The organism is Streptomyces bambusae, assembly GCF_020532645.1.
Taxonomy (GTDB): Bacteria; Actinomycetota; Actinomycetes; order Streptomycetales; family Streptomycetaceae; genus Streptomyces; species Streptomyces bambusae.
Genome location: NZ_JAJAUZ010000061.1, coordinates 1 through 26,508 on the forward strand (window position 1 = coordinate 1; position 26,508 = coordinate 26,508).

A 26,508-nucleotide genomic window follows, 5' to 3' on the forward strand; every position below is an offset into this window, starting at 1 on the left:
CCCCCCCCCCCCAACCCCCCCCCCCCCGGGGGCGGGCCGCGGGGGGGCCGGGGCGCCCCCCCCGGGACGGCGCAGCCGGCCTGCCTCGGGGCTCCGCCCCAAACCCCGCTCCTCAAACGCCGGAGGGGCTGGAATTGCCCCCGCCCGGCAGCCAGCCGACGAAGGGCGTGGGAGGGCCCCGCCCGGTGGGCAGCCGGCGGAGCACCCGGGGTCAGCCGCGCCCGATGTACGGCATGGCGGTCGCCATGATCGTGGCGAACTGGACGTTCGCATCGAGCGGCAGCTCCGCCATGTGGCGGATCGTCCGGGCGACATCCGCCGCGGACATCACCGGCTCGGCCGCCATCGAGCCGTCCGCCTGCAGGATCCCGCTCTGCATGCGGGCCGTCATGTCCGTCGCCGCGTTCCCGATGTCGACCTGCCCGCACGCGATCCCGTACCGGCGCCCGTCCAGCGAGAGGGACTTCGTCAGCCCGGTCACCGCGTGCTTGGTCGCCGTGTACGCGATCGAGTGCGGCCGCGGCACGTGCGCGGAGATGGACCCGTTGTTGATGATCCGCCCACCCTGCGGGTCCTGCTCCTTCATCATCCGGAACGCCCCCTGCGCACAAAGGAACGCCCCCGTCAGGTTGACGTCGACGACCCGCCGCCAGTCCTCGTACCCGAGCTCCTCCACCGGCACCCCGCCCGGCCCGAACGTCCCCGCGTTGTTGAAGAGCAGGTCCAGCCGCCCGAACCGCTCCCGCACCGCCGCGTACAGCCCGTCCACGTCCCCCGGCACGCTCACGTCGGCCGGCACGCACAGCACGTCCGCGCCGCCCGCCTCCTCCGCGGTCCGCTGCAACGGCTCCGCCCGCCGCCCGGCCAGCGCGAGGGACCAGCCGGCGGCGGCGAGCTCCAGGGCGACGGACCGTCCGATGCCGGAGCCCGCGCCGGTGACCACCGCGATCTTCTTCCCGCTTGCGTTCATGAGCCGCACCGTACGGCAGAAGCCGGGCCTGACCCGGGACGTTCCACCAGGTGAGAGCGGGCGCGGGGCGAGGGCCCGCCGGGCCGGACATAAAATCCCGGGGTGAACCTCTCCGTCCCCACCGCCGACGCCCTGCGCGCCGCGCTCTCCGGCCTCCTCGACGGCCTGCCGCCGAAGCAGGCCGCGCAGGCCGTGGACCGGCTGATCGCCAACTACCGGGGCGACACCCCGACCGACGCGCCCGTGCTGCGCGACCGCTCCGACGTGGCCGCGTACGCCGCGTACCGGATGCCCGCCACCTTCGAGGCGGTCCGGTCGGCCCTCGCCGGGCTGGCGGACGCACTGCCGGACTGGGCGCCCGCCTCGCACGTGGACGTCGGCGGCGGCACCGGCGCGGCGACCTGGGCCGTGGACGCCACCTGGGAGGGGCCGCGCGAGACCACCGTCCTCGACTGGGCGGAGCCGGCCCTGGCCCTGGGCCGGGAGCTGGCCGGCGCGTCCGGCTCGGACGTGCTGCGCGGCGCGGTCTGGCGCAAGGCCGTCATCGGCAGCGGGTCGGCACTGCCCGAGGCGGACCTGGTGACCGTCTCGTACGTGCTGGGCGAGCTGACCGAGGAGGGCCGCGAGGCGGTCGTCGCGGAGGCGGCGGCCCGCGCGGGCACCGTCGTCGTCATCGAGCCCGGCACCCCCGACGGCTACCTGCGGATCCGGGCGGCCCGAGACCGGCTGATCGCCGCCGGCCTGCGGATCGCGGCGCCGTGCCCGCACGACGGCACCTGCCCGATCGCGGTCGGCGAGGACTGGTGCCACTTCTCCGCCCGGGTCAGCCGCAGCTCCCTGCACCGCCGGATCAAGGGCGGGACGCTGGCGTACGAGGACGAGAAGTTCAGCTACGTGGCGGCGACCCGGCTGCCGGCCGCCCCGGCGGCGGCCCGGATCACCCGCAGGCCGCAGATCCGCAAGGGCCTGGTCCTGCTGGACCTGTGCGGGCCGGAGTCCGAGGGCCTGACCCGGGCCACCGTCACCAAGCGGCACGGCGCGCTGTACAAGGCGGCCCGGGACGCCGAGTGGGGCGACTCCTGGCCCCCGGAGGACGCGGACTGAGGGGGGGGGGCTCCCCCGCGGCCGCGCCCTCCGGGGCGGCCCGGCTGCCCGCCGGGCCCGCCGCCCGGGCGGCCGGTCTACACGGCCGGGCGCAGCTCCTGCGTGCAGCACTTGACGCTGCCGCCGCCCTTGAGGAGTTCGCCGAGGTCCATGCCGATCGGTTCGAACCCGCGGTCGCGCAGCGGCCCGAAGAGACCGGTGGCGGCCTGCGGCAGCAGTACGTGCCGGCCGTCGGACACGGCGTTGAGGCCGAGGGCCGCCGCGTCGGCCGACGAGGCGATCAGCGCGTCGGGGAACAGCCGGCGCAGCACCGCGCGGCTGCCGGGCGAGAAGGCGTCCGGGTAGTACATGATCTCGTCGCCGTCGAGCACGCACAGCGCGGTGTCGAGGTGGTAGTACCGCGGGTCGACGAGGTCGAGCCCGATCACCGGGCGCCCGAAGAACTCCTGGGCCTCGTCGTGCGACAGCGGGCTGGAGCGGAAGCCGCGCCCGGCGAGCAGCCAGCCGGCGGTGACGGCGAAGTCGCCCTCGCCCTCGTTGATGTGCGAGGGCTCGTGGACCTCGGTGAAGCCGTGGCCGCGGAACCACTCCAGGTGGGCTTCGGCCTCGGCGGCCCGTTCCGCGTAGGCGAAGCGGGCGCCGAGCACCCGGCCGTCGACGACGGTCGCGCCGTTGGCGGCGAAGACCATGTCGGGCAGGCCGGGGCGGGCGTCGAGGAGCTCGACGGTGTGCCCGAGGGCGCGGTAGCGGTCCCTCAGGTCCTCCCACTGGGTCTGGGCGAGCTGAAGGTCCACCGGCTTGGCAGGATCCATCCACGGGTTGATGGAGTAGCTGACCCTGAAGTGCGCGGGTGGGCACATCAGGTAGCGGCGGGGTGTTGCGTCTCGGTGCACGTAAGGCTCCTCACGACACGGACCGGGAAGCACCGGGAGGGACGGGTGGTGCTGGGAAGAGAATCGTCTCTCCTCTGGGCTCCGCTGTACTGAACTGATCGGGTGGTTTGCCCGTCGAAGAGCTGTCCGAAGCGTTGCGCTAGGTTTTCCGCCATGCCCGACCCGATGTCCGACCCGATCACCGCCCCGCCGACCGGACCGGCGGCCGGCCGCGGTTCCGCCCGTACCGGCGGGTCCGCGAAGGCTCCCGACGCCACCCGGCGCAGCGAGCGGTCCCGCCGTGCGATCCTCGACGCCGCCCTCGCCCTCGTCGGCGAGGTCGGCTACAACAAGCTGACCGTCGAGGCGATCGCCGCCCGCGCCGGGGTCGGCAAGCAGACGATCTACCGCTGGTGGCCGTCGAAGGCCGCCGTGCTGCTGGACGCCTCGCTGGCGCTGGCCGGGTCGGCCGCCGAGGAGGGCGGCTGGGCCGGCTTCCCCGACACCGGAGACCTGGCGGCCGACCTGAAGCTGGTGCTGCGGGCCACCGTTGACGAGATGGCCGACGCGTCGTACGACGCGTCGGCGCGGGCGCTGACGGCGGCCGCGGCGACCGATCCGGAGCTGGGCGCGCGGTTCACGGAGCAGCTGCTGATGCCGCAGCTGGGCATGTACGAGGAGCGGCTGCGGTCGGCGGCGGCCGCGGGGCAGATCGCAGCGGACGCGGACGTGCGGCTGGCCGTGGAGATGCTGCTGGGCCCGCTGACGCACCGCTGGCTGCTGCGGACCGCCCCGCTGAGCCATGCGTACGCCGATGCGCTCGTGGACCAGGTGCTCCGTGGCCTCAGGACATGACTTTCGCCTCACATGCGGCTCTGCGGGCCCTCCGGTTGGGAAGTGCGGTCACCCGGGGCGCAGGATGGTGGGACCATGGTTTGGTCTGCCGGGGCAACGGTGAGGTGAGGGGATACATGGGGTCCGAATCCGGCCGCGCGAAACGCGGCGTGCAGGGCAGGTTCGCGCAGTGGCTGCGGGGGCTTCGGCAGCCGGCCGCGGACGATCCCGGCCGCGAGCGCGAGGCGCTGCTGCGGGCCGTCGCCGCCGCCGGGCTGCCGCTGGCGCCGGCCGCGCATCCGGTGGGCTACCGGTGTTCGTGCGAACGGATCGGCTGTCCGACCCCGGCCCGGCACCCCCTGTCCTTCGCCTGGCAGACGCAGTCCACGACGGACCGGGCGCAGGTCGAGCGGTGGGCGCGCAACCAGCCGCAGGCGAACTTCATCACCGCCACGGGCATGGTCCACGACGTGCTGGACGTGCCGCTGGAGGCGGGACGCAGTGCGCTGGAGCGGCTGCTGGACGCGGGCGTCGAGGTCGGGCCGGTCGCGGAGTCCGGCGGGGTGGCCGGGGACGCGCGGATGCTGTTCTTCACGGCGACCCGGGGGACGCCGGAGGACGAGGACGAGTGGTGGCCGTGCGAGCTGGACTGCCATCCCGAGACGATGGACGAGCATCCGGGGCTGCGGTGGCACTGCCGGGGCAGCTACGTGCTGGTGCCGCCGGCGCGGCTGCCCGGTGATCTGGCCGTGGACTGGGTCCGCGGTCCGGAACATGCGCTTCCGGACCCGCTGACGCTGCTGGAAACCCTGACCGACGCCTGTGCGCGTCACGCCGACCGGTCCGACCACGACCCCGCCCCCTGGCCCGTCACCCGCTGACCGCCGGGTCTCCGCCCCGGCCTTCAGCCCCGCCGGCGTTCGAGGCGCGGGGTCGGGGGCGGAGCCCCGGGGCTTTGGGCGTCAGTGGATCTCGGTGACGACCACGTCGAGGGCCCAGGGGCGGCCCGCCTTCGCCGGGGCTTCGCCCTCGACCGTGTAGCCGAGATCCAGCAGCGCCGTGCGCAGCTCGGCAGGGCCGGCGGGGTCCGCGCCCGCCGTCAGGAGGTCGCGGACGAGGCGCCCCTTGGTCGCCTTGTTGAAGTGGCTGACCACGGACCGCTTCTCGACCCCGTCGACGACCTGGGAGTGCAGCACGCGCACGGTGGCGGTGCGGCCCGCCACCTCCCCCTTCGGCCGCCAGGCGGCCGCATACGCCGAGGACCGCAGGTCGAGCACCAGCCCGTCGCCCGCCGCCTCCGGCATGACCGCGGCCATCGGGCCCCGCCAGTACGCCCCCAGCGCCCCCAGCCCCGGCAGCTTCACGCCCATCGAGCAGCGGTACGAGGGGATCGCGTCACCGATCCGCACCGCCCCCCACAGCCCCGAGAACACCAGCAGCGAGTCCTCCGCCCGGGCCCGGGCCGCCGCGTCCAGACCGGCCAGCCCCAGCGCGTCGTACAGCACCCCGGTGTAGATCTCGCCGGCCGGCCGCGCGCCCGCGGTCCGCAGCTCGGCGTTCTTGGCGACCTCGCCGCGCAGGCCCTCGCTGAGGCCGAGCACCTCGCGGGCCCGCTCCTCGTCGGTCAGGCACAGCTCGACCAGCTCGTCGAGGACGGCGGCACGCGCGGCGGCCAGCCCCGGCAGCGACAGCCCCTCCGGCTTGAGGGGCGCGCCGGGGCCGCCGGCGGCCTTTCCTTCGGACGGCGGCAGCAGCACGAGCACGGGGGTTCTCCTTCGGTACGTTCGGGCGAGGGGTGCGGCCCCCGTAAAGAGCGTATCCGCGGTCCGGACCGGCTCTCGCCGTGCCGGTCGGGGCGCCCGCCCCTACGCTCGGGTACATGCCACGCCGTCAGATGCACATGACCGGCGCAGCGGCGGCCCCGCTGCGGGAGGCGCTGCGCTCGCTGCGGGCGGAGCTGGACGTGCCGGGCGAGTTCCCGGCGGCGGTCCTGGAGGAGGCGCAGTGGGCCGCCCAGGACCCGCGGCTGCCCGCGGAGGACGCCACGCACATCCCGTTCTTCACGATCGACCCGCCCTCCTCGGTCGACCTGGACCAGGCCCTGCACCTGGAGCGGCGGCCGGGCGGCGGCTACCGGGTGCACTACGCGATCGCGGACGTGGCCGCGTTCGTCGCCCCCGGCGGGGCGCTCGACGGCGAGGCGCACCGCCGGGTGATGACGCTGTACTTCCCGGACGGCAAGGTCCCGCTCCACCCGGCGGTGCTGTCGGAGGGCGCGGCGAGCCTGCTGCCGGACCATGCCGCCCCGGCCCTGGTGTGGCGGCACGACCTGGACGCGGACGGCCGGGTGGAGGCCGCGGAGGTGCGCCGGGCGGTGGTGCGCAGCCGGGCGAAGCTGGACTACACCGGGGTGCAGCACGCCCTGGACGGCGGGAACGCCTCGGAGCCGCTGGCGCTGCTGCGGGAGGTCGGGCAGCTGCGGGAGGCGCTGGAGGCGGAGCGCGGCGGGGTGTCCCTGAACGTGCCGGAGCAGGAGGTCACGGCCGTGGACGGCGGTTTCGTGCTCGCCTACCGGGCGCCGCTGGCCGCGGACGGCTGGAACGCGCAGATGTCCCTGATGACGGGCATGGCGGCGGCCGAGATGATGCTGGCGTCCGGTACGGGCGTCCTGCGCACCCTGCCGACGGCCCCGGACGGTGCGGTGGGCCGGCTGCGCCGGGCGGCGCAGGCGCTGGGCATCGCCTGGCCGCACCACGTGCCGTACGCGGAACTGGTGCGCGGGCTCGATCCGCGGCTGCCGAAGCACGCGGCGTTCCTCCAGGAGTGCACGGCCCTGCTGCGCGGCGCGGGCTACACGGTGTTCCGGGACGGCGCGGTGCCGGAGCCGTCGGTGCACGCTGCGGTGGCGGCCCCGTACACGCACTGCACGGCGCCGCTGCGGCGGCTGGCCGACCGGTACGCGGGCGAGCTGTGCGTGGCGGTGTGCGCGGGGCAGGAGCCGCCGGAGTGGGTACTGGCGGCACTGGACGGGCTGCCGCAGGAGATGGCGGAGGGGGCCCGGCTGTCGAACACGGTGGAGCGGGAGTGCGTGGACCTGGTCGAGGCGGCGGTGCTGAAGGACCGGGTGGGCGAGGTGTTCGACGCGACGGTGATCGACGTGAAGGAGCGGGAGCCGCGGATCGGCACGGTCCACCTGGAGGAGCCGGCGGTGGTGGGCCGGATCGAGGCCGCCGACGGGCTGCTGCCGCTGGGCGAGCGGATCCGGGTCCGCCTCACCCGTGCCGACCCGGGCACCGCCAAGATCCTCTTCGCCCCGGTCTGAGGGGCGTACGGGGGGCTCCTGACCGGTTTGCGGTGTGTTCGGGCGGATCAGGCGGATCATCCCGACATAGTGCAGGGCATGACGCGTACCGCCTCCCCCGCCCGCCGGCGCGGCCGGACCCGTACGGCGCTGCTCTGCGCCGCCCTCCTCGCCCTCACCGTCCAGAGCGCCACCGCCGCCGCACCGGGCCCGGCCGCCGGCTCGGGCTCCGGCTCCGGCTCCGGCAAGAAGGACTGCGTGCGGACCGAGCGTCCGCTCGGCCGGGACGCCCGCGAGGTGCTGGCCATCGCCCGCAAGGCCAAGTCCGAGCTGCACCTGAAGTCCGTGGAGCTGAAGGTGACGCTCGACGGGAAGGAGGTGCTGACGGAGGCCCTCGGCGAGTCCATGACGAAGGTGCCGGCCGAGCCGGACATGCACTTCCGGGCCGGCTCGGTGGTCTTCTCGCACATCGGGACGCTCCTCCTCCAGCTGGCCGAGGAGAAGAAGCTCCGCCTCGACGACACGGTGGAGCAGTGGCTGCCGGACCTGCCGCGGGCCGACGAGATCACCCTGCGGATGCTGGCCTCGAACACCTCGGGCCTGCACGACTACGTCACCGACCCGGACTTCCTGGCCGAGCTGACCGCGCACCCGTTCCGCCACTGGACGCCGCAGGACCTGCTGGCGTACCCGTACAGCCACTCGTTCTGGTACGACCCGGGCACCAACTGGAGCTACTCGCACGCCAACTACGTGCTGCTCAGCGCCGCGCTGGAGAAGATCACCGGAACCCGGATCGACCGCCTCCTCAAGGAGCGGGTCTGGGGACCGCTGGGGCTGAAGAACACGCAGAACAACTTCACCCCGGACATTCCGCGTCCGGTCCTGCACGCGTTCACGTCGGACCGCGGCTTCTACGAGGAGTCGACGTTCTGGAACCCGTCGTGGACCACCGCGCCGGGTGCCGTCATCACCAGCCACATCTGCGACGTGGCCCGGTCCGCGGAGGCCATCGGCCGCGGTGAGCTGCTGTCGGCCCGCTCGTACCGGACGTTCCTGAACCCGGGCACGGTCGGCCTCGGCCGCCCCACCCGCACGTGCCCCGACACGGTCTGCATCCCGCAGACGAAGGCGCAGCACTTCGGCCTGGGCGTCCTCGTGGTCAACGGCTGGGTGGTCCAGAACCCGTCGTTCTCGGGCTACGCCGCGCTCCAGGCCTACCTGCCGTCCGAGCGGCTCGCCATCGCGGTGTCCGTCACCAAGAAGGCGGACGCGCCCGAGGGCAACCAGGCCCAGGTGATCGGGCGCCGCATCGCCGCCGCCCTGGCACCGGACACGCCGCTGTAGGCACGGCCCGAAGGGGCTCCGGCAGCGCGCCGAGCCCCTTCGTCATGCCGGGAGCCCGGCCCGCACCCCGGCCACCAGGGCCGCCGGATCGTCCGCGTGGAACCGCAGGACCCGGGCCTCGACGCGGGCGCCCAGCGGCCGGACCACCGGCAGGGGGCGGGCGAGTCCGACCGTCACCGTGGTCCGGCTGCCGACGACCAGGTCCAGCACCCCGTCCCCGTCCACCTGCACCAGCCGGCCCTCCGGGCCTCGTACAGCTCCGGGCCGCCGGCGCCGCGGGTGTCGAGCAGCAGCAGGTGCTCGCGGTCCTTGGCGGCCGCCGGGGAATCCGTGGCGGGCGCCCGGCCGATCAGCGCGGCCGGCGCGGGCGGCACCGCCTCGGCGTCGTCGCCGCCAGCCTGCCGGAGCGCGGCCGGCCGCTGCCGCCGCTCCCGGATCGCCGCCTCCTGCCGGGCCGGATCGGCGTCCAGCTCCTCATGGGCCCAGTAGAAACGTTGCCGCTGCGGCAAGGTCAAGCGGCGCCGCGGGCCCGGGTAGCATGGTCACCACGGCAGACGAGCCGGCCGGGCGGCCGCGTCGGGATCCGCAAGGGTTCCGCCGAGGAACGTCCGGGCTCCACAGGGCAGGGTGGTGGGTAACGCCCACCCGGGGTGACCCGCGGGACAGTGCCACAGAAAACAGACCGCCGGGGGCTTCGGCCCCCGGTAAGGGTGAAACGGTGGTGTAAGAGACCACCAGCGCCTGGGGTGACCCAGGCGGCTAGGTAAACCCCACCCGGAGCAAGGTCAAGAGGAACCGTCTCCGGACGGTTCTGCGCGGACGATCGAGGGCTGCCCGCCCGAGTCCGCGGGTAGACCGCACGAGGCCGGTGGCAACACCGGTCCTAGATGGATGGCCGTCTCCCCGGCGACCGCGAGGTCACCGGGTGACAGAACCCGGCGTACAGGCCGACTCGTCTGCCGCCTTCCGCCGGGCTCCGCCCCGTTCCCGCCTGGATCCGCTGCTAGCGCAGGCCGCTCTGGGCGCGGGTGGTGAGCTTGCCGTTCTCGAAGAGGAACGAGGCCGCGCCGGCGGGACGGGCCTGGTCGCAGTCGTACGAGGCCACCTTGTAGCCCTGCACCTCGCTCTGGCCGACCCGGATGCAGGTGCCCTTGCCGGCGATCTCGTGCATCTGCGCGATGGTCTTGCCGGCGGTGATCTTGCGGTACTTGGCCTTGGTCATGAGGCCGTTGGACTTGCCGCCGTCCAGGAGGACCTGGCTGCGGGCCTCCAGCTTGTTGTTGGCGAACACGAAGTCCGCCTGGCTGAAGGGCTTGTCGCCCTTGCACTTGTAGATCTTGACCCGGACGCCGCCGCTCGTGGTGTCGTCGATCAGCTTGCACGCGCCGCGGCCGGCCGCGGTGTGCAGGGTGGTGACCGACGAGCCGAGCTTGACCTTGTCGTACTCGGCCTTGGTGATGGTGGGCGTGGCGGCGGCACCGGCGGTCGTCGCGGTGGCCAGGCCCAGGGCGGCGGCGAGGACGGGCACGGCGAGCGCGCGCATGCGGGTCATGCGGATCCCTTCGGTGGGGTGGATGCGGGGGCGACGTGAAGGCGTCGCGAACCCCCGCATGGTGCACACACGTGCGAGCCACGAGTAAGGGCGTTTTCCGGCCGGCCGGACGTACGGACCCGGCCGCGGACTGCTCGTGCAGTCCGCGGCCGGGATTCCGTTTGAGGCCGGGTCAGCGGAGGTGGGCGGTGTCGTTGAACAGCCGGACCGAGGCGTTGCCGTCCGCGTAGTACGCGACCGCCGACAGCGAAGCCGCCGACAGCTCCATCCGGAACAGCGACTCGGGCGGGGCGCCCAGGGCCAAGCGGACCAGGGTCTTGACCGGCGTGACATGCGTCACGAGCAGCACCGTGCGGCCGCGGTGGGCGGCCAGCAGCCGGTCCCGGGCCGCCGCGACCCGCCGCGTGACGGTTGCGAAGCTCTCGCCGCCGCCGGTGGGGGCGGCCTTCGGCGAGGCCAGCCAGGCGTCCAGGTCGGCCCGGTACCGCTCGCGGACCTCGGCGAACGTCAGCCCCTCCCAGGCGCCGAAGTCCGTCTCGCGCAGCCCCTCGTCCACGGTGACCGGCAGGCCCAGCCGGTCGGCGACCGCCTGGGCGGTCTGCCGGCAGCGCTGCAGCGGGGAGCTGACGATCGCCTCGACGGTGCCGCGGGCGGCCAGCGCCGCCGCGACCGCGTCGGCCTGGCGCAGCCCGGCCGCGGACAGCTCGGGGTCGCTGCCGCCGCTCCCGGAGAACCGCTTCTCCGGGGTCAGGGCCGTCTCGCCGTGCCGCAGCAGGACGAAGGTCGCGGGCGTGCCGAGGTCGGGTCCGGACCAGCCCGCGGACGGGGCGGCCGCCTCCGGCTCCGGGGCCGTCTCCGGCTCCTCGGCGAACAAGGTGTCGTCGGCGAACAGGCTGTCCTCGGCGTGCGCACCGCGGGCCGGGGCCGCCGTACGGGCGGCGGCCAGGGCGGCGCGGGCGGCCGCGGCCCCCGCGGCGGCGTCGCCCACCGGGCCGGCCGGCGGCGGGACGGCCAGGCTGCGGGCCGCACCGGAGTCGAGGGCGGCGGTGGACGCCGAGGGCTCCCACCGGCGGCCCTGCCGGCCGGCGTCCATGGCCTCGTTGGCGAGCCGGTCCGCGTGCTTGTTGCGCTCGCGCGGGATCCACTCGTACGACACCTGGGAGCGGGGCAGGATGCGTGCGGCCTCCGCGGCGAGCGGCTTCATGTCGGGGTGCTTGATCTTCCAGCGGCCCGACATCTGCTCGACGACGAGCTTGGAGTCCATCCGGACCGTGACGACGGCCTCCGGCGACAGTTCGGCGGCCGCCTCCAGTCCGGCGATCAGGCCCTTGTACTCGGCCACGTTGTTCGTCGCGACGCCGATGTACTCGGCACGCTCGGCCAGCGTCTCGCCGGTGGCGGGGTCGAGGACCACCGCCCCGTAGCCCGCGGGCCCCGGGTTGCCCCGGGACCCGCCGTCGGCCTCGACGACGAAACGGGGCATCAGATGCCCGAGTCGGCCGTACGGACCAGGATGCGGCCGCAGTTCTCGTGCCGGACCACCTGGTTCGCGGCGGCCGCCTTGACCTCGTTGACCTCGGCGATGTCCAGCTCGATCTGGCAGCCCAGGCAGCGGCGCTGGTACAGCTTGGCGGCGCCGATGCCGGCCTGCTTGACGCGGATCTTCTCGTACAGGGCGATCAGGTCGGCCGGGATGGAGGCGACGACCAGCTCGCGGTCCTTGGAGACCTTGGCGGTCTCGTCGTCGATCTCGGCGGTCGCGGCGTCCCGGCGGCCGGTGGCGTCGTCCGTCTTCGCCTGGAGGGCGGAGACCCGCTCGGTCAGCTCGGCGACGCGCTCCTGGGCGGACTCGCGGCGCTCCATGACTTCCAGGACGACGTCCTCGAGGTCGCCCTGGCGCTTGGCGAGGGAGGTGAGCTCGCGCTGCAGGTTCTCCAGGTCCTTCGGCGAGCTCACCGCACCGGAGTCCAGGCGCTGCTGGTCGCGGACCGCGCGCTGGCGCACCTGGTCGACGTCCTGCTCCGCCTTCGTCTGCTCGCGCTGGGTGTCGCTCTCCTCGGTCTGCGCGGCGACGAGCAGGTCGCGCTGCTGGCTGAGGTCCTTGTTCAGGGAGTCGAGCTCGGCGTGCTCGGGCAGCGACTTGCGCTTGTGGGCGAGCTGCGACAGCCGGACGTCCAGCGCCTGGACGTCGAGAAGTCGGATCTGGTCGGCGGGCTCGGCGTTCAGTTGGGGGCTCCTAGAGAGAAGAAGGGGAAATCGGGGAGGGTTCGGACGGCGCGTGCGCCGTCCACGGGTCGGTGACCGTACGCGACACGTGGGTGCGCAGGCCCCAGCCGTGGCGTTCGGAGACGGCGTCGAGCTGGGCGGCGGCCTGCTCGCACCAGGGCCACTCGGTGGCCCAGTGGGCGGCGTCGACGAGGGCCAGCGGACTGGTCTCGCGGGCCTCGGACACCGGGTGGTGGCGCAGGTCGGCGGTGAGGAAGGCGTCCACGCCCGCCGCCCTGACCCGGCCGAAGAGGCTGTCGCCGCTGCCGCCGCTGACCGCGACGGTGCGGATCGGTGCGTCGGGGTCGCCGGCGACCCGGATGCCCTGGGCGGTGCGCGGCAGCCGGGCGGCGGCCCGGGCGGCGAACTCGCGCAGGGTCTCGGGGTGGTCGAGGACGCACAGCCGGCCGAGACCGCGGCGGCCCGAAGGGTCCGTCGGGTCCGGGACGAGCGGGCCGGTGATGCGCAGGTCGAGGGCGCCGGCGAGGGCGTCCGAGACGCCGGGGTCGGCGGTGTCGGCGTTGGTGTGCGCGACGTGCAGCGCGATGTCGTTCTTGATCAGGGTGTGCACGACCCGGCCCTTGAAGGTGGAGGCCGCGACGGTGGTGGTGCCGCGCAGGTAGAGCGGGTGGTGGGTGACCAGCAGGTCGGCACCCAGCTTCACCGCCTCGTCGGCGATCTCCTGGACCGGGTCCACGGCGAAGAGGACCCGGGACACCTCGGCGTCGGGGTCACCGCAGACGGTGCCGACGGCGTCCCACTCCTCGGCCCGGGCGGGGGGCCAGAGGGCGTCGAGCGCGGCGATGACTTCAGAGAGGCGGGGCACGGAGGCAAGGCTACCGTCCGTGGGGCCGTTGGCCTGTCCCGGCGGCCTGCTGCCGCCCGCAGCACAGGCGCCTCCCTTCTCACACGCGAATCGCCGGGCGGCCACCCGTACGTGTGAAGGAAAGGTGCAGTTGTTGTTCGGCAGGAAGTGCGAAAACTAGCTTCCTCACCGGAGGTGACGCACCGATGACAGCCTGTGCCATCGATCCCGCCGTGACACCCGCCGCTGCGCCCGCGTACGCGCCCGCCCCCGCACTCGCGATCGCCGCCGACGGCTCGTACGCCGCCCGGCTCGCCGGGGCCGTGGACGCCCGCTTCCCGGAGCGGTGGACGCTGGACGGACCGGAGCCGTACGCGGTCCCGCTGCCGCTGGGGCAGCCGGAGGAGCCGGACAGCGAGGTGCTCGCCCTGTCCGACGGGCGGGTGCTGATCCACCGGCGGGTGGCCGACCGGCACGCGTTCGCCCTGCTGTACCCGACGGGCGGCACGGCCGCCGGGCCGCGTACGGGCGAGCTGCCGCTGGGCGGGTTCGAGGCGGCGGGCTACGAGCGGGTGACGCTGCTGCCGCCGGTTCCGGACGGGGCGGCCGCCTACGCGCTGGCGGTGCGGGCGGAGACCGCCGAGGTGTGGCGGCTGACCTGTGCGGGCACCGGGCCGCGGCGGCTCGCGGTGGTGCCGGGGCGCTGCTCGGGCGGGGTCTGGCTGGACCGGGAGGGGCTGCTGCTGGCGCTGGACCGGGAGCAGGGCAGCCGCACCAAGGCGGTGGCCGTGGACCTGGGGCGGGGCGGGGAGGTGACCCCGCTGCTGCAGATCGCCGAGGACAGCGAGGACCGGCTGCTGCTGGCGGATCCGGACAGCGGGCTGCTGCTGATCCGGTCCGATGCGCCGGGGTCGCCGCGGCTGGGGTGGGGGGTGCTGGGGAGTGCGCGGCCGGTGCGGTTCCCCGAGTGCCTGAAGGGCGAGGGGTCGGGGGCGGTGCCGTTCGCGGTGCAGCCGGGGCAGATCCTGATGCCGGAGAACTGTGCGGTGGCGCTGCGGCTGGAGGGGGACCAGCTGGGGCTGTGGCGGCCCGCCGACCGGCACCTGTTCCGGCTGCCGGCGCCGGCGGGCTGGCTGGGCGGGGCCGGGCGGTGGACGGCTGCGGGGGTGCTGTGCCTGCCGTACGCGACGGCGGAGGTGCCGTGCGGGGTGGTCCACCTGACGGTGCCGCAGGCGCCGCCGGTGGTGAAGGTGGCCCCCCGGCCGACCGTGGCGCGGCCGGTGCCGTTGCAGCAGGCGCCGCTGACCCGGCGGTGACGGCCGCTGCGCCGCGACACGGCGCGGTGGAAACCCTTTGGCCACTGTCAGTGGGCACCCCGATACTTCTGACGGCGCGTCGCGTGTGATGGGATGGCGGGCCGGGGGATCCGTTGCGTCATGGGGGGCGCGGGCGGAGTGAGAACGATTCGGAGTGACTTCCCGCATGTCTGATGTGACGACCGAGACGATGGAGGCGGCTGGAGCGGCGGGGGGCCGCCACCGGGGCTCCTCTGCCACGGCCGAGGACCTGGCCGCGCCCGCCCGGGGCCGGCACCGCCGCCCCGCCCCGCCGGTGTCCCCGGCGGAGGAGCAGGCAGCCGCCTGACCTGGGGGACTTGGACAAGGCCTGCATTCGGGACTCCGCCCCCGGACCCCGGTCCTCAGACGCCGGACGGGCTCGCTTTGCCCCTGCCGGAACTTCGGCCGCACCGGGCCGGCATTTGAGGCGCGGAGCGGGGCCTCGGGGTGGAGGCCGGGCGGGGGTCAGGCGTGGCGGAGGCCGAGGACTTCGGGGGCGGCGAAGGTTTCCGCCGCGGGGCGGGACGCGTAGTGCGGGGTCAGGAGCCCGTCCAGCTCCTCGTAGGAGAAGGACTCCTTCGCCGTGTCGAACTTCGCCGCCACCTTCGGCCGTTCCATGATCACGACGATCCCGCCGTGGACCACGAAGAGCTGCCCGTTCGCGCGCGCCGCGGCCGGCGAGGCCAGGTACCCGACGAGCGGCGCCACGTGCTCGGGAGCGAGCGCGTCGAGCGCTCCCTCCGCCGGCTCCTGGAAGCCGGCGAACACGTCCTCCGTCATCCGCGTGCGCGCCCGCGGACAGATCGCGTTGGCCGTGACCCCGTACTTCGCGAGGGCGAGCGCCGTGGAGGTGGTGAGCCCGACGATCCCGCCCTTGGCCGCCGCGTAGTTCGGCTGCCCCGCCGACCCGCCGAGGAACGCCTCGGAGGACGTGTTCACGATCCGCCCGTACACCGGCCCGCCGGCCGCCTTCGAGCGCTCCCGCCAGTGCGCGGCCGCAAACCGCGTGGTGTTGAAGTGGCCCTTGAGGTGGACCCGGATCACCGAGTCCCACTCGTCCTCCGACATGGAGAAGACCATCCGGTCCCGCAGGATGCCCGCGTTGTTCACGAGGACGTCCAGCTTCCCGAACGTGTCCACCGCCAGCGCGACCAGTTCCCGCGCCTGCTCGAAGTCGGCGACGTCCCCGAGGTGCGCGACGGCCTGCCCGCCCGCCGCGCGGATCTCGGCGACGACCTCCTCCGCGGGCGCGGCCGAGGCCTCCCCGGTGCCGTCCCGGCCCGGCTGCCCGTAGTCGTTGACGACCACGCTCGCGCCCAGCCGGGCGAGTTCGACCGCCTCGGCGCGCCCGAGCCCGCGGCCCGCGCCCGTGACGACGGCGGACAGCCCCTCAAGTGGCAGTGACATCAAGGTCCCTCTCGGTTTGCGGTTGGAGGAAGACGGAGGGCGGAGAGCGGACGGCGGCCGGCGCCGGCTCCGTGCGGACGGCACCCGTCAGAGAGAGATGGACGTGCGCAGGGCGGTCCCCGTCCGCATCTGGTCCAGCGCGTCGTTGATCTCGGCCAGCTGCACCCGGTGGGTGATCAGGCCCTCCAGGTCGATGCGCCCGGCCCGCCACAGCGCGATGGCCCGCTCGTACGAACGGATCACGTCGCCCCCGCCGTACAGGGAGGGCAGGATCCGCTTCTCGTCGAAGAAGAGCGAGAACATGTTGACGGCGAAGTTGTCGTCCAGCGCGCCCGCGCCGACCACGCACAGGGTGCCGCCGCGCCGGGTCATCTCGTACGCGGTCTGCGCGGTCTGCGACTTGCCGACGACCTCGAAGACGTAGTCGAAGCCCTCGCCGGCGGTGATCCGCTGCTTGGCGTCGGCGAACGCCTCCGGGGAGACCGCCTCGGTGGCCCCGAACCGCAGGGCCGCCTCGCGCCGCGAGGCCACCGGGTCGACGGCGACGATCTGCGCCGCGCCCTGCACCTTGGCGCCCTGGATGGTGGAGATCCCGACGCCGCCGCAGCCGATGACGGCGACCGAGGAGCCGGCCTCCACCTTGGCGGTGTTGATCGCGGCGCCGAGGCCGGTGGTGACGCCGCAGCCGATCAGCGCGGCGATGTCGAACGGCACGTCGTCCGGGATCGGCACGGCGCAGCCCGCCGCGACCACGACCTCCTCGGCGAAGGTGCCGGTCCCGGCGAAGCCGAAGATCTCACCGCCCGCGCGCCGGAAGTTGGGGGTGCCGGCGTTCACGAAACCGGCCAGGCACAGGTGGCCCTGGCCGCGCTTGCAGGAGGCGCACTGGCCGCAGGCGGGCAGCCAGCAGACCAGGACCCGGTCGCCCTGCTTGACGCCGGTGACCCCGTCGCCGACGTCGACGATCTCGCCGGCGCCCTCGTGACCGGGGACGAAGGGGGCCGGCTGGGGCAGCACGCCGTTCATCGCGGACAGGTCGGAGTGGCACAGGCCGGTGGCCCGGATCCGGATCTTCACCTTCCCGGGACCGAAGCCCACGGCCTCGATGTCGTCGACGACCTCCAGCTTGTCCTGCCCGATCTCGCTCTGCAGTGCTGCGCGCACGGTGCGGCTCCTCTCGAACTGCTGCGGGTGCTGAGGGTGGGATTACGCGTACGCGACGACGGTGTCGGCGAGGACCGGGGCGTCGTCGCGTTCGACGGCGGTCACCGCGACCTGGACGCGGCCCTCGGACTCCCACATCCGCATCCGCAGCGTCTCGCCGGGGAAGGCGATCCCGGCGAAGCGGGTGCGGTACGAGCGGACCCGGGAGACGTCGCCGCCGAGGACGGTGTCGACCACGGCCTTGAGGGTCATGCCGTACGAGCAGAGGCCGTGCAGGATCGGCCGGTCGAAGCCGGCCAGCTTGGCGAACTCGGGGTCGGCGTGCAGCGGGTTCCAGTCCCCGGAGAGCCGGTAGAGCAGGGCCTGCTCCTCGCGGACGGGCTGCAGGGCGGTGCGGTCCGGGGCGCGGTCGGGGTCCTCGCTGCGGGCGGAGGGCCCGCGTTCGCCGCCGAAGCCGCCTTCGCCCCGGACGAAGATCTGGGCGTCGCTGGTCCACAGCGGGCCGTCGGCGTCGGCGACCTCGGAGCGGAGCACGACGACGGCCGCCTTGCCCTTGTCGTAGACCGCGGCGACCTTGGAGTGCGAGACGGCCTCGCCCTTGACGGGGATGGGCCGGTGCAGCTCGATCGAGTGACCGCCGTGCAGGACGGCGGCGAGGTCGACGTCGATGCCGGGCGCGCCGAGGCCGCCGAGCATGGCCATGCCGGCGCCGGCGACGGTGGCGAAGCTGGGCAGCACGTGGAGCTTGGACTCCAGGGTGTAGCGCAGCTCGTCGGGGTCGGTCGCGGGGCGGCCGGCGCCTAGGCCGAGGTGGTAGAGCTGGATGTCCTTGTGGTCCCAGCGGATCTCGCTCCGGCGGGGGTCGGCGGCGAGCGCCCTGGCGGCATCGATCGGCATCGGGATGCTGCTCCTCGGGGGTTCTCGGGTCTGGGAGACCTCGGCGCGGCCGTCCGCACCGTCGGCTGCGCCGAGGTCGTTTCCGGGCCGGATCTAGAACGCGTTCTAGGTGCCGGTGGGGAATGTATAACGCACGGTCCGGCACTTGGGAAGAGTGCTGACATCGCGTCAGATGGGTCGGGTGCGGGGTGCCTTCCGGTCGCCGGCCGGCGGTGCCGGGGCTATGTTCGGCGCATGGACGAGATGCCTCGGGACCACCGTCCCGGCAGGTCGGTACGGGTGCTGCTGGCGCCGGGGGACGGGGCGCTGGCGGTGTTGCTGGGGATGGAGCCGGGGCTGTCCGTGGTGGCGCAGGTGGGGGGCGGGGAGGACCTCCAAGGGGTGGCGGTGCTGGCCTGTCCGGACGTGGCGCTGGTCGATGACGTCGGCTCGGTGCGGGCGCTGGCGGAGGCGGTGCCGGAATGCCGGGTCCTGGTGCTGGCGACTTCGGCGCGGCCGGGCCTGGTATCGGCCGCGCTGGCCGCGGGTGCGGCCGGAGTGGTCCTCCGTGACGGTCCCGTCCCGGACCTGACCACAGCCATCCACCGCGCCCTGACCGGCGAGACCACGGTCGACCCTGCCCTGTCGCCCCCCGCGGGGCCGTGACCCCGCGGGGCCTTCCCGAACCGGGGCTCCGCCCCGGACCCCGCGCCTCAAACGCCGGCGGGGCTGGAAGTTGCCCCCGCACCATCCAGCCCACAGGCAGAGGACACATCCCCGCCCGTCCGCCGAAAACAGCCCCGCCGGCGTTTGAGGCGCGGGGGTGCGGGGGCGGACCCCTGCCGGGGGGGACCCGCTCGGCAGGTCCACTCCGCCAGGGGGAAACCAGCCCGTCCGGCGCTTGAGGACCGGGGTCCGGGGCGGAGCCCCGAGAAGCAGCCCCCCAGGGCGGGGTCAGGGGTGGCGGAGGAGGGTGACGACGGCGGCGCCGCCGAGGCCTATGTTGTGCGCCAGGGCGACACGCGCACCGGCAACCTGCCGCGCACCGGCCTCGCCACGAAGCTGCCAGGTCAGCTCCGCGACCTGCGCAAGCCCGGTCGCACCGAGAGGGTGCCCCTTCGAGATCAGGCCGCCCGACGGATTGACGACCCACCGCCCGCCGTACGTCGTCCCGCCGGACGACACCAGCTCCCCCGACTTGCCTTCCCCGCACATCCCCAGCGCCTCGTACGTCAGCAGCTCGTTGACGGAGAAGCAGTCGTGCAGCTCGATCACGTCGACGTCCTCGATGCCGAGCCCGGACCGCTCGTACACCTGGCGGGCCGCCGCCGCGGACATGGGCCGTCCGACGACGTCGATGCACGACCCGGACGCGAAGGACTCCCCCGTGTCGGTGGTCATCGCCTGGGCGGCGATCTCCACGGCCCGCCCGTGCAGACCGTGCTGCACGAGGAACCGTTCCGACACCACCACGGCCGCCGCCGCCCCGTCCGACGTCGGCGAGCACTGCAGCTTCGTCAGCGGCCGGTGGATCTCCTTCGCGGCGAGGACCTCCTCGACCGTGTAGACGTCGCGGAACTGCGCGTTCGGGTTGTCCGCCGAGTGCCGGTGGTTCTTCGCGGCGACCGCCGCCAGCTGCTCCTCTGTGGTCCCGTACCGCTCCATGTGCTCGCGGGCCGCGTTCCCGAAGATCTGCGCCGTGGGCGGGGTCATGTCGAAGCCGTGCCGGGCCGCCATCACTCCGTAGTGCCGGGCCACCGGCGAGGTCTTGCCGAGATCTTCAGCGGCTCCGCCGCGGGCGCCCCCGTCCGTGGCGCCGCCCAGCGCCCCCCGCTTCATCTTCTCGAAGCCGAGCGCGAGCACGCAGTCCGCGATCCCGCCCTCGACGAGCTGCCGGGCCGTCATCAGGGCGGTGGAGCCGGTGGCGCAGTTGTTGTTCACGTTGTAGACCGGCACCCCGGTCAGCCCCAGCTCGTACGCCGCCCGCTGCCCGGCCGTGGACGGCTGGAAGCAGTAGCCCACGGGCACCTGCTGGACCTGCCCATACCCGATCCCGGCGTCCGCGAGCGCCGCCTGTCCGGCCTCCTTCGCCATGTCCCAGTACTGCCAGTCCCTCGATTCCGGCTTCTCGAACTTCGTCATGCCGACGCCCACGATGTACGACTTCACGATGTACGACTCCTAGTCCCTGGGGAGGCCGAGGATCCGCTCGGCCACGACGTTCAGCTGGACCTGGGTGGTGCCGCCGGCGATGGTCAGGCAGCGGGACATGAGCATCCCGTGCACCGCCCGCTCCCCCGCCCCCTCGCAGACCGCGCCCGCCGGCCCGAGCAGTTCGAGCACCAGCTCGGCGGTCCGCTGCTGGTGCGGGGTCTGGACCAGCTTGCGGATCGACGCGCCCGCCCCCGGCTCCAGTCCGGACACCTGCTGGAGGGTGGTGCGCAGCCCGATGCAGGCCAGGGCGTGCGCCTCGGCCGCGAGCGCGCCGATCCGGGCCCGGTGGGCGCCGTCCAGCGCGCCGGCCCGGGCGATCAGCGCTTCGAGGCCGGTGGAGAAGGTCATCTGGTCGGCCATGTGGACCCGCTCGTTGCCGAGGGTGTGGCGCGCCACCCGCCAGCCGCCGTCCACGTCGCCGACGACCGCGTCGGCGGGGAGCAGGACGTCGTCGAAGAAGACCTCGTTGAAGAGGGCTTCGCCGGTGATCTCCTTGAGCGGGCGGACGGTGATCCCGGCGGTGTGCTTCATGTCGACGACGAAGTACGTGAGCCCGAGGTGCCGGGGCGCGTCCGGGTTGGTGCGGGCGAGCAGGATGCCGTGGTCGGCGGTGTGCGCGGAACTCGTCCACACCTTCTGCCCGTTGACCCGCCACCGCCCGTCCGGCAGCCGTTCGGCGCGGGTGCGCAGGGAGGCGAGGTCGGAGCCGGCGCCGGGTTCGGAGAACAGCTGGCACCAGAGCAGGTCGCCGCGCAGGGTGGGCCCGAGGTAGCGGTCCCGCTGGGCGGGGGTGCCGTAGGCGAGGAGGGACGGGACGACCCAGGTGGCGATGCCCAGGTCGGCGACCTTGACCCCGGCGGCCGCCAGCTCCTGCTGGACGGCGAGCTGCTGGACGGGGCCGGCGCCGAGGCCGTACGGCGGGGGCAGGTGGGGGGCGGCGTAGCCGGTGGGGGCGAGGGCCCGACGGGCGGCGGCCGGGTCGAGTCCGGCGGCCGCGGCGGCGGCCGTACGGGCCTGCGCGCGGTGCCGGTCGGCCTCCGGGGGCAGTGCGAGGCGCAGCTCGCGGCGGGCGCCGGCCGCGGCGAGCCGGACCGCGCGGGTGCGGTGGCCGTCGCCGGGGCCGAGGAGCTGCCGGGCGACGAGGGCCCGGCGGAGGTGGATGTGGGCGTCGTGCTCCCAGGTGAAGCCGATGCCGCCGAGGATCTGGATGCAGTCCTTGGCGCAGCCGTACGCGGCATCGAGGGCGGTGCCGGCGGCGAGGGCGGCGACCAGGCCGCGGACCTCGGGCGGCTCGCCGGCGGACGGATCGGCGGCCGCGGCGGCATCCCAGGCGAGGGCGCGGGCCTGTTCGAGGCGGACCAGCATGTCGGCGCACAGGTGCTTGACGCCCTGGAAGCGGCCGATCGGACTGCCGAACTGTTCGCGCACCCTGGCGTGGGCGGCGGCCGTCTCCAGGGCCCAGGCGGCGGTACCGCAGGCGTCGGCGGCGAAGACGGTGCAGGCCAGATCGCGGACGAGGGCGCCTTCCACGGCGAGCAGCCGGTCCGCGGGCACCAGGGCGCCGCGGGCGGTGACCTCGGCGGTGGGGCGGGTGGGGTCGGCGCTGTCGTGGGTGCGGACGTCGAGGGCGGTGGTGTCGACGGCGAACCAGAGGGTGCCGTGCGCGGCCTCGGCGGCGAGTACGACGAGGTCGGCCTCGCCGGCGCCGAGGACCGGCGGGGCGGTGCCGTCGAGGAGGTGTCCGCCGCCCTCGACGGCGACGGCGGTCAGGGTGCCGGCGGCCAGGGCCACCGCCCCGATCCGGCTGCCGTCGCCGAGCGCGGCCGCGAGGCCGGGGGCGCCGGCGCCGGCCAGGACGGCGGCGGCCAGGGCGTTCGGCAGGAACGGGCCGGGCAGGGCGGCGCGGGCGGCCTCCTCGGCGACGACGGCCAGGTCGGGCAGGCCGGCGCCGTCCTCCAGGTGCGGGGTGAGCAGGCCCTGGGCGGCCATGGCGTCCCAGTAGCCGGGGCGTACGCCGGTCCGGGGCGGGCTGTCGAGGAGCTTGCGCACCTCCTCGGGGGGCACCGTCCGGGCCGCCCAGCCGCGTACGGCTGCGGCCAACTCCCGCTGCTCCGCTGTGATTCCGATGCCCATACGGATCCCCGCCCGATGTCGCGTGCGTCCGGTCGCCGGTCGCGGGCCAGAGTAGAACACGTTCCATTCTGACGGAAGGTCAGATTGGTGACGGGACCCGGCGTGGTGGATTACCGGGGGGTAGGGCAGCATGAGGGCCCACGTCAGGCGCGGTACGCGCCGTCGCCCATCGCACCCGCCGGGAGAGACCATGGCACCCAAGCCGGAGACCCTTGCCGCCTTCGAGGCCGCCAAGGGCTTCATGCCGCTGCGGGAGGGGCTGGCCCTGTACGAGGCCGCCGCCGAGGCGGCCGCGCTGGGGCTGCCGCTGCTGGAGGTCGGCACGTACTGCGGGCGCTCGACACTGCTGCTGGCGGATGCGGCGCGGGAGGCGGGGGTGGTCGCGGTGACCGTGGACCACCACCGGGGCAGCGAGGAGCAGCAGCCGGGGTGGGAGTACCACGACCCCTCCGTGGTCGATCCGGAGATCGGGCTGATGGACACGCTGCCGACGTTCCGGCGGACGCTGCACAAGGCGGGGCTGGAGGAGCACGTCCTCGCGGTCGTCGGGCGGTCGCCGCAGGCGGCGGCGGTCTGGGGCGGGTCGGTGGGCCTCGTGTTCATCGACGGCGGCCACACGGACGAGCACGCGACGGCGGATTACGAGGGCTGGGTGCCGCACCTTGCCGTCGGTGGCCTGCTGGTGATCCACGACGTCTTCCCCGACCCCGCGGACGGGGGGCAGGCCCCCTACCGCATCTACTGCCGGGCCCTTGCCTCGGGCGCCTTCACCGAAACGTCCGCGACGGACTCCCTCCGAGTCCTCCGCCGCACGACGACCGGCCTGTAGCGCTCCGCCTCAATCGCCGGCGGGGCTGACTCTCGGAGCTCCGCCCCGGACCCCGCGCGCCTCAATCGCCGGCGGGGCCAAAAGCCCCGGGGCGGAGCCCCGAAAGGTGGGTGCCGCTCGGCGGGCCGACCCGGCGGGGCGAAAATCAAGCCCCGCCGGCGATTGAGGCGCGGGGGTGTGGGGGCGGAGCCCCTGCGCGGGGGTCCCCCGGGGCGGGCCGACGCCGCGGGGGCGGCAACCAGCCCGTCCGGCGATTGAGGACCAGGGGCGGCGGGGCGGAGCCCCGGCGAGGGGGACGCGCCCCCGGCCGATGTAACGGGGGGCAGGGCCGGGCACACGGCACTAGCATCGCGACGTGCCGTACGACGACAGCCCCCCGCCCCCGGAGTCCACCGCCTCCATCCCCCCCGGCCGCCACCAGCCCCGGCTGCTGCGCCGCTCCACCCTGACGGTCGCCCTGGCCGCCCTGGCCCCCGTATGCCTGGCCGGCTGGGTCCTCACCCAGGTCTTCACCGGCAGCGCCGAGCCCGCCGGCACCGCCGCACCCCCGCCCGCCCCCGGCGACGCCAAGCCGCGCCCGGTGGCGGCCACCCCGACCCCGCCGTCCGGCACGGCCTCGGCATCGGCATCGGCATCCGCGAGCGCCGCCCCGGCCACTCCGGGCCCCGCCACCCCGACCGCCGCCGCCCCGAACCCCGCCGCCCCCCTCGCCGGCCGCACCGTCGTCGTGGACCCCGGCCACAACCCCGCCAACTTCCAGCACACCCGCGAGATCAACCAGCTCGTCGACATCGGCACCGCCCGCAAGGAGTGCGACACCACCGGCACGACCACCAACGCCGGATACAAGGAAGCCGAGTTCAGCCTCGACGTGTCCCGCCGCCTCCGCACGATCCTCGAACGGCAGGGCGCCCGCGTCGTGTTCACCCACGAGGCGGACCGCGCCTGGGGGCCTTGCATCGACGAGCGGGCCCGGATCGGCAACGAGGCGGCCGCCGACGCGGTGGTCTCCGTCCACGCGGACGGCTCCTCCGCCGGCAACCGCGGCTTCCACGTGATCCTCCCCGCCAAGGTGAAGGGCGGGGCGGCGGACACCGCCGCCATCGTCGGCCCGTCCCGCGAACTCGGCGAGCGCATCGCCGGGAACTACCTGCGCACCACCGGCCTCGCCCCCTCCAACTACGTGGGCGGCGGAACCGGACTGGTCGTCCGCAGCGATCTCGGCGGCCTCAACCTGTCGAAACGCCCCAAGGTGTTCATCGAATGCGGCAACATGCGTGACGCCAAAGACGCGGCCCTGCTGACGGATCCGCAGTGGCGGCAGAAGGCGGCACAGGGCATCGCCGACGGCATCGTCGGGTTCCTGGGCGGGTAGTCCTGGACGGGGGCGGGCGCCCCCGGCCGACTCGGCGCGGGGAGCATCCGTACCATGGTTGCCGCCTCGCTCCGCCCCTGGCAGCGGCCGCGGCACCACGACGACGAGACGACGAGAAGGACATCCAAGTGAACATCCGCTCCCTCACAAGAGGCGACGGCGTGGTGATCGGAGCAGCGGCGTTGCTGTTCATCGCCTCGTTCCTCGACTACTACTCCGTCGACGGAATCGACATGCCGAGCGCCTGGGACACCGACGCGTTCTTCCTGGTCCTCCCGTCGATCTTCCTGCTGGGCTTCATCGGCACCGGCCTGCTGCTCGCCGCGCGCTTCCAGCCGCAGTCCCGCCAGCTGCTCGGCCTGCCGATGACCGCGTGGGGCACGGTGCTGGTGGTGGCCGCGACCTGGTCCTCGCTGTGGTCGCTGATCCTCAGCCCGGACAACGGCGGCCTGGGCGCGGGCGCCATCCTGGCCTTCCTCGCCACGCTGGCGCTGACCGGCGCGACGCTCTTCGGCTCGAAGGTGCCCGCCCTGAAGGGCCCGCTGCTGCCGGCTCCGGCCCCGGCCGCGGCGGCCCCGTTCGGCGGCCAGCCGGGACAGCCCGGCCAGCAGCAGCCCGGCGGGTACGGCTACCCCGGTCAGCAGCAGCCGTTCGGCGGCCAGCAGGCCGGTGCTCCGTTCGGCGGGCAGCAGGACCCGGCCCCGCAGCACGGCGGTCCCGGTCCGCAGCACGGCGGGCCCGGCGCCCAGGGCGGGCACGACCCGCTCGCCGCGCAGCCCGCGCCGGCGGCGGAGTTCGCGGCGTTCTGGTTCGCCGTCCCGGCGGCCCGTCCGCTGTTCGCGGAGGACGGCTCCGGCGCGCAGATCGCCGAGCTGGCCCCCGGCACCTGGTACCTCGCGGTGGACCAGCGCGGCCCGGCCGCCCTGGTCGCGCAGACGCAGGACGGCCGGCGCGGCGTCCTCCAGGACACCTCGGACATCCAGCGCGGCTGACCCGCGCACCCGCTGCGACGACGGCCCCCCGCCCTTCCGGGCTGGGGGCCGTTGCCCTACAGTCCCCTGACTGGCCGTCAGATTCGGTGCAACGGAGGGGACTCATGCGCCTGGGACTCGCGCTCGGCTACTGGGGCCGCGGCCCCCAGCCGGCCCATCTCGACCTGGCCGCCGAGGCGGAACGGCTCGGCTACGACTCGGTGTGGACCGCCGAGGCCTGGGGTTCGGACGCCTTCACCACCCTGACCTGGATCGCCGCGCACACCTCGCGGATCCGGCTGGGCACCGCGATCGCCCAGATGGCCGCGCGGACGCCGACCGCCACCGCGATGCAGGCCCTCACCCTCGACCACCTGTCCGGCGGGCGGATGATGCTGGGACTCGGGCTGTCCGGCCCGCAGGTGGTGGAGGGCTGGTACGGGCGGCCCTTCCCCGCCAGTCCGCTGACCGCGACCCGCGAGTACGTGGACGTGGTGCGGCAGGTGCTGCGGCGCGAGGCGCCGGTGGCGCTGGACGGGCGGTTCCACGCGCACCCGTACCGGGGGGCGGACGGCACGGGGCTCGGCAAACCGCTGAAGCCGATCACGCATCCGCTGCGGGCGGACCTGCCGGTGCTGCTGGGGGCCGAGGGGCCGAAGAACGTCGCGCAGACCGTGCGGATCGCGGACGGATGGCTGCCGCTGTACTGGTCGCCCACCCGGACGGACGTGTACGAGGACGCGCTCGCCGCGGTGCCGGACGGATTCATGATCGCCCCGATGGTGCGGGCGAAGGTCTGCGACGACGTCGCGGAGGGGCTGCTGCCGGTGAAGGCGATGCTCGGCTTCTACATCGGGGGCATGGGGCATGCGGCGCGGAACTTCCACGCGGATCTGATGGGGCGGATGGGGTACGAGGCGGAGGCCCGGCGGATCCAGGACCTGTTCCTCGCCGGGCGCAAGGAAGAGGCGGTCCTCGCCGTCCCCGACGCGTTCGCCGACGAGATCTCGCTGGTGGGACCCCGCGAACGCATCGCCGAACGCCTGGCCCGCTGGCGCGCCACCCCCGTCACGGACCTCCTGGTCACGTCCCCCGACCCCCACACCCTCCGCGTCCTGGCCGAGCTGGCCCTCTGACTTCGGCGAGGCTCGT

At 74.6% G+C, this 26,508-nt stretch carries 26 protein-coding genes and 1 other RNA gene; 13 read left to right on the top strand and 14 right to left on the bottom strand.

Features of this window, described 5'->3' with window-relative positions; translation table 11 throughout:
- Positions 1–211 precede the first annotated feature (211 nt).
- Positions 212–970, bottom strand: coding sequence for an SDR family oxidoreductase (locus LG634_RS30305; protein WP_226738442.1), 759 nt, complete (start codon positions 968–970; stop codon positions 212–214).
- 102 nt (positions 971–1,072) lie between these two features.
- Here LG634_RS30305 and LG634_RS30310 point away from each other — a divergent pair, with 102 nt between their 5' ends.
- Positions 1,073–2,074, top strand: coding sequence for a small ribosomal subunit Rsm22 family protein (locus tag LG634_RS30310; protein ID WP_226738444.1), 1,002 nt, complete (start codon positions 1,073–1,075; stop codon positions 2,072–2,074).
- 77 nt (positions 2,075–2,151) lie between these two features.
- On the opposite strand, the gene ddaH is transcribed toward LG634_RS30310, so the two are convergent.
- Positions 2,152–2,967 (bottom strand): dimethylargininase, encoded by an 816-nt coding sequence (gene ddaH / locus LG634_RS30315; RefSeq protein WP_226738446.1) that lies wholly within the window; start codon positions 2,965–2,967, stop codon positions 2,152–2,154.
- A gap of 153 nt (positions 2,968–3,120) precedes the next feature.
- Between ddaH and LG634_RS30320 the strand changes: the two genes are divergently transcribed.
- Both LG634_RS30320 and LG634_RS30325 read left to right on the top strand, forming a co-directional pair.
- Positions 3,121–3,801: a TetR/AcrR family transcriptional regulator gene (locus tag LG634_RS30320; RefSeq protein WP_226738448.1), complete on the top strand. Its 681-nt coding sequence runs from the start codon at positions 3,121–3,123 to the stop codon at positions 3,799–3,801.
- Positions 3,802–3,917: 116 nt separating this feature from the next.
- Complete coding sequence (locus tag LG634_RS30325; protein WP_226738450.1) at positions 3,918–4,661, top strand: bifunctional DNA primase/polymerase; 744 nt, start codon at positions 3,918–3,920, stop codon at positions 4,659–4,661.
- A gap of 81 nt (positions 4,662–4,742) precedes the next feature.
- Here the strand turns inward: LG634_RS30325 and yaaA are convergent, their stop codons facing one another.
- Positions 4,743–5,543, bottom strand: coding sequence for a peroxide stress protein YaaA (gene yaaA / locus LG634_RS30330; protein WP_226738452.1), 801 nt, complete (start codon positions 5,541–5,543; stop codon positions 4,743–4,745).
- A 116-nt stretch (positions 5,544–5,659) separates the two neighbouring features.
- Between yaaA and LG634_RS30335 the strand changes: the two genes are divergently transcribed.
- Positions 5,660–7,102: an RNB domain-containing ribonuclease gene (locus tag LG634_RS30335; protein WP_226738454.1), complete on the top strand. Its 1,443-nt coding sequence runs from the start codon at positions 5,660–5,662 to the stop codon at positions 7,100–7,102.
- 78 nt (positions 7,103–7,180) lie between these two features.
- Positions 7,181–8,428: a serine hydrolase domain-containing protein gene (locus LG634_RS30340; RefSeq protein WP_226738455.1), complete on the top strand. Its 1,248-nt coding sequence runs from the start codon at positions 7,181–7,183 to the stop codon at positions 8,426–8,428.
- A 42-nt stretch (positions 8,429–8,470) separates the two neighbouring features.
- Here LG634_RS30340 and LG634_RS30345 read toward each other — a convergent pair whose 3' ends face one another.
- Together LG634_RS30345 and LG634_RS30350 are read right to left on the bottom strand one after the other, a co-directional pair.
- The gene (locus LG634_RS30345; protein WP_372482520.1) at positions 8,471–8,638 is read right to left on the bottom strand and encodes a hypothetical protein; all 168 of its coding nucleotides are present in this window, start codon (positions 8,636–8,638) and stop codon (positions 8,471–8,473) included.
- Positions 8,602–8,943, bottom strand: a complete 342-nt coding sequence (locus LG634_RS30350; protein WP_308072707.1) for a hypothetical protein — start codon at positions 8,941–8,943, stop codon at positions 8,602–8,604. Before LG634_RS30350 ends, LG634_RS30345 begins: the two co-directional genes overlap by 37 nt.
- A 40-nt stretch (positions 8,944–8,983) precedes the next feature.
- On the opposite strand from LG634_RS30350, the gene rnpB reads away from it, so the two are divergent.
- Positions 8,984–9,387: RNase P RNA component class A (gene rnpB, locus LG634_RS30355), an RNA gene on the top strand.
- A gap of 44 nt (positions 9,388–9,431) precedes the next feature.
- Here the strand turns inward: rnpB and LG634_RS30360 are convergent.
- The 4 genes from LG634_RS30360 to LG634_RS30375 form a co-directional block, all read right to left on the bottom strand.
- Positions 9,432–9,980, bottom strand: a complete 549-nt coding sequence (locus LG634_RS30360) for a hypothetical protein (RefSeq protein ID WP_226738457.1) — start codon at positions 9,978–9,980, stop codon at positions 9,432–9,434.
- 172 nt (positions 9,981–10,152) lie between these two features.
- The gene (locus LG634_RS30365) at positions 10,153–11,463 is read right to left on the bottom strand and encodes a bifunctional RNase H/acid phosphatase (RefSeq protein WP_226738459.1); all 1,311 of its coding nucleotides are present in this window, start codon (positions 11,461–11,463) and stop codon (positions 10,153–10,155) included.
- Complete coding sequence (locus tag LG634_RS38340) at positions 11,463–12,206, bottom strand: zinc ribbon domain-containing protein (protein ID WP_308072712.1); 744 nt, start codon at positions 12,204–12,206, stop codon at positions 11,463–11,465. The genes LG634_RS30365 and LG634_RS38340 overlap by 1 nt, the downstream gene beginning before the upstream one ends.
- Positions 12,207–12,216: 10 nt before the next feature.
- Positions 12,217–13,071, bottom strand: coding sequence for a Nif3-like dinuclear metal center hexameric protein (locus LG634_RS30375; protein ID WP_226738463.1), 855 nt, complete (start codon positions 13,069–13,071; stop codon positions 12,217–12,219).
- A gap of 185 nt (positions 13,072–13,256) precedes the next feature.
- Between LG634_RS30375 and LG634_RS30380 the strand changes: the two genes are divergently transcribed.
- Together LG634_RS30380 and LG634_RS30385 are read left to right on the top strand one after the other, a co-directional pair.
- A complete protein-coding gene (locus LG634_RS30380; protein ID WP_226738465.1) occupies positions 13,257–14,366 on the top strand; it encodes a hypothetical protein in 1,110 nt (369 codons plus the stop codon).
- A gap of 166 nt (positions 14,367–14,532) precedes the next feature.
- Positions 14,533–14,694, top strand: coding sequence for a hypothetical protein (locus LG634_RS30385; RefSeq protein WP_226738467.1), 162 nt, complete (start codon positions 14,533–14,535; stop codon positions 14,692–14,694).
- Between the two features lie 158 nt (positions 14,695–14,852).
- Here the strand turns inward: LG634_RS30385 and LG634_RS30390 are convergent, their stop codons facing one another.
- From LG634_RS30390 to chsH3, 3 genes are all read right to left on the bottom strand, one after another.
- The gene (locus tag LG634_RS30390; RefSeq protein WP_226738469.1) at positions 14,853–15,794 is read right to left on the bottom strand and encodes a 3-oxoacyl-ACP reductase; all 942 of its coding nucleotides are present in this window, start codon (positions 15,792–15,794) and stop codon (positions 14,853–14,855) included.
- Positions 15,795–15,881: 87 nt separating this feature from the next.
- Complete coding sequence (locus LG634_RS30395) at positions 15,882–16,958, bottom strand: Zn-dependent alcohol dehydrogenase (protein ID WP_226738471.1); 1,077 nt, start codon at positions 16,956–16,958, stop codon at positions 15,882–15,884.
- Between the two features lie 42 nt (positions 16,959–17,000).
- On the bottom strand, positions 17,001–17,855 hold the full coding sequence (gene chsH3 / locus LG634_RS30400; protein WP_226738473.1) for an enoyl-CoA hydratase ChsH3: 855 nt from the start codon (positions 17,853–17,855) through the stop codon (positions 17,001–17,003).
- Between the two features lie 234 nt (positions 17,856–18,089).
- Between chsH3 and LG634_RS30405 the strand changes: the two genes are divergently transcribed.
- The gene (locus tag LG634_RS30405) at positions 18,090–18,500 is read left to right on the top strand and encodes a response regulator (RefSeq protein ID WP_226738475.1); all 411 of its coding nucleotides are present in this window, start codon (positions 18,090–18,092) and stop codon (positions 18,498–18,500) included.
- Between the two features lie 288 nt (positions 18,501–18,788).
- On the opposite strand, the gene LG634_RS30410 is transcribed toward LG634_RS30405, so the two are convergent.
- Together LG634_RS30410 and LG634_RS30415 are read right to left on the bottom strand one after the other, a co-directional pair.
- Complete coding sequence (locus LG634_RS30410) at positions 18,789–20,003, bottom strand: lipid-transfer protein (protein WP_226738477.1); 1,215 nt, start codon at positions 20,001–20,003, stop codon at positions 18,789–18,791.
- 12 nt (positions 20,004–20,015) lie between these two features.
- Positions 20,016–22,181 (bottom strand): acyl-CoA dehydrogenase family protein, encoded by a 2,166-nt coding sequence (locus tag LG634_RS30415; protein WP_226738478.1) that lies wholly within the window; start codon positions 22,179–22,181, stop codon positions 20,016–20,018.
- A gap of 190 nt (positions 22,182–22,371) precedes the next feature.
- Between LG634_RS30415 and LG634_RS30420 the strand changes: the two genes are divergently transcribed.
- From LG634_RS30420 to LG634_RS30435, 4 genes are all read left to right on the top strand, one after another.
- Complete coding sequence (locus tag LG634_RS30420) at positions 22,372–23,010, top strand: class I SAM-dependent methyltransferase (protein ID WP_226738480.1); 639 nt, start codon at positions 22,372–22,374, stop codon at positions 23,008–23,010.
- Between the two features lie 355 nt (positions 23,011–23,365).
- Positions 23,366–24,385: an N-acetylmuramoyl-L-alanine amidase gene (locus LG634_RS30425; protein WP_226738482.1), complete on the top strand. Its 1,020-nt coding sequence runs from the start codon at positions 23,366–23,368 to the stop codon at positions 24,383–24,385.
- Between the two features lie 128 nt (positions 24,386–24,513).
- On the top strand, positions 24,514–25,377 hold the full coding sequence (locus tag LG634_RS30430) for a hypothetical protein (RefSeq protein ID WP_226738484.1): 864 nt from the start codon (positions 24,514–24,516) through the stop codon (positions 25,375–25,377).
- A gap of 104 nt (positions 25,378–25,481) precedes the next feature.
- Positions 25,482–26,492, top strand: a complete 1,011-nt coding sequence (locus tag LG634_RS30435) for an LLM class F420-dependent oxidoreductase (protein WP_226738486.1) — start codon at positions 25,482–25,484, stop codon at positions 26,490–26,492.
- The last annotated feature ends 16 nt before the right edge of the window (positions 26,493–26,508 follow it).

Coding starts and splice junctions, on each gene's coding strand:
- LG634_RS30435 (WP_226738486.1), top strand. CDS start 25,482: ATGCGCCTGGGACTCGCGCTCGGCTACTGGGGCCGCGGCCCCCAGCCG.
- LG634_RS30360 (WP_226738457.1), bottom strand. CDS start 9,980: ATGACCCGCATGCGCGCGCTCGCCGTGCCCGTCCTCGCCGCCGCCCTG.
- LG634_RS30390 (WP_226738469.1), bottom strand. CDS start 15,794: ATGTCACTGCCACTTGAGGGGCTGTCCGCCGTCGTCACGGGCGCGGGC.
- LG634_RS30340 (WP_226738455.1), top strand. CDS start 7,181: ATGACGCGTACCGCCTCCCCCGCCCGCCGGCGCGGCCGGACCCGTACG.
- LG634_RS30320 (WP_226738448.1), top strand. CDS start 3,121: ATGCCCGACCCGATGTCCGACCCGATCACCGCCCCGCCGACCGGACCG.
- LG634_RS30415 (WP_226738478.1), bottom strand. CDS start 22,181: ATGGGCATCGGAATCACAGCGGAGCAGCGGGAGTTGGCCGCAGCCGTA.
- LG634_RS30305 (WP_226738442.1), bottom strand. CDS start 970: ATGAACGCAAGCGGGAAGAAGATCGCGGTGGTCACCGGCGCGGGCTCC.
- LG634_RS30380 (WP_226738465.1), top strand. CDS start 13,257: ATGACAGCCTGTGCCATCGATCCCGCCGTGACACCCGCCGCTGCGCCC.
- LG634_RS30325 (WP_226738450.1), top strand. CDS start 3,918: ATGGGGTCCGAATCCGGCCGCGCGAAACGCGGCGTGCAGGGCAGGTTC.
- LG634_RS30405 (WP_226738475.1), top strand. CDS start 18,090: ATGGACGAGATGCCTCGGGACCACCGTCCCGGCAGGTCGGTACGGGTG.
- LG634_RS30385 (WP_226738467.1), top strand. CDS start 14,533: ATGTCTGATGTGACGACCGAGACGATGGAGGCGGCTGGAGCGGCGGGG.
- chsH3 (WP_226738473.1), bottom strand. CDS start 17,855: ATGCCGATCGATGCCGCCAGGGCGCTCGCCGCCGACCCCCGCCGGAGC.
- LG634_RS30420 (WP_226738480.1), top strand. CDS start 22,372: ATGGCACCCAAGCCGGAGACCCTTGCCGCCTTCGAGGCCGCCAAGGGC.
- LG634_RS30365 (WP_226738459.1), bottom strand. CDS start 11,463: ATGCCCCGTTTCGTCGTCGAGGCCGACGGCGGGTCCCGGGGCAACCCG.
- LG634_RS30335 (WP_226738454.1), top strand. CDS start 5,660: ATGCCACGCCGTCAGATGCACATGACCGGCGCAGCGGCGGCCCCGCTG.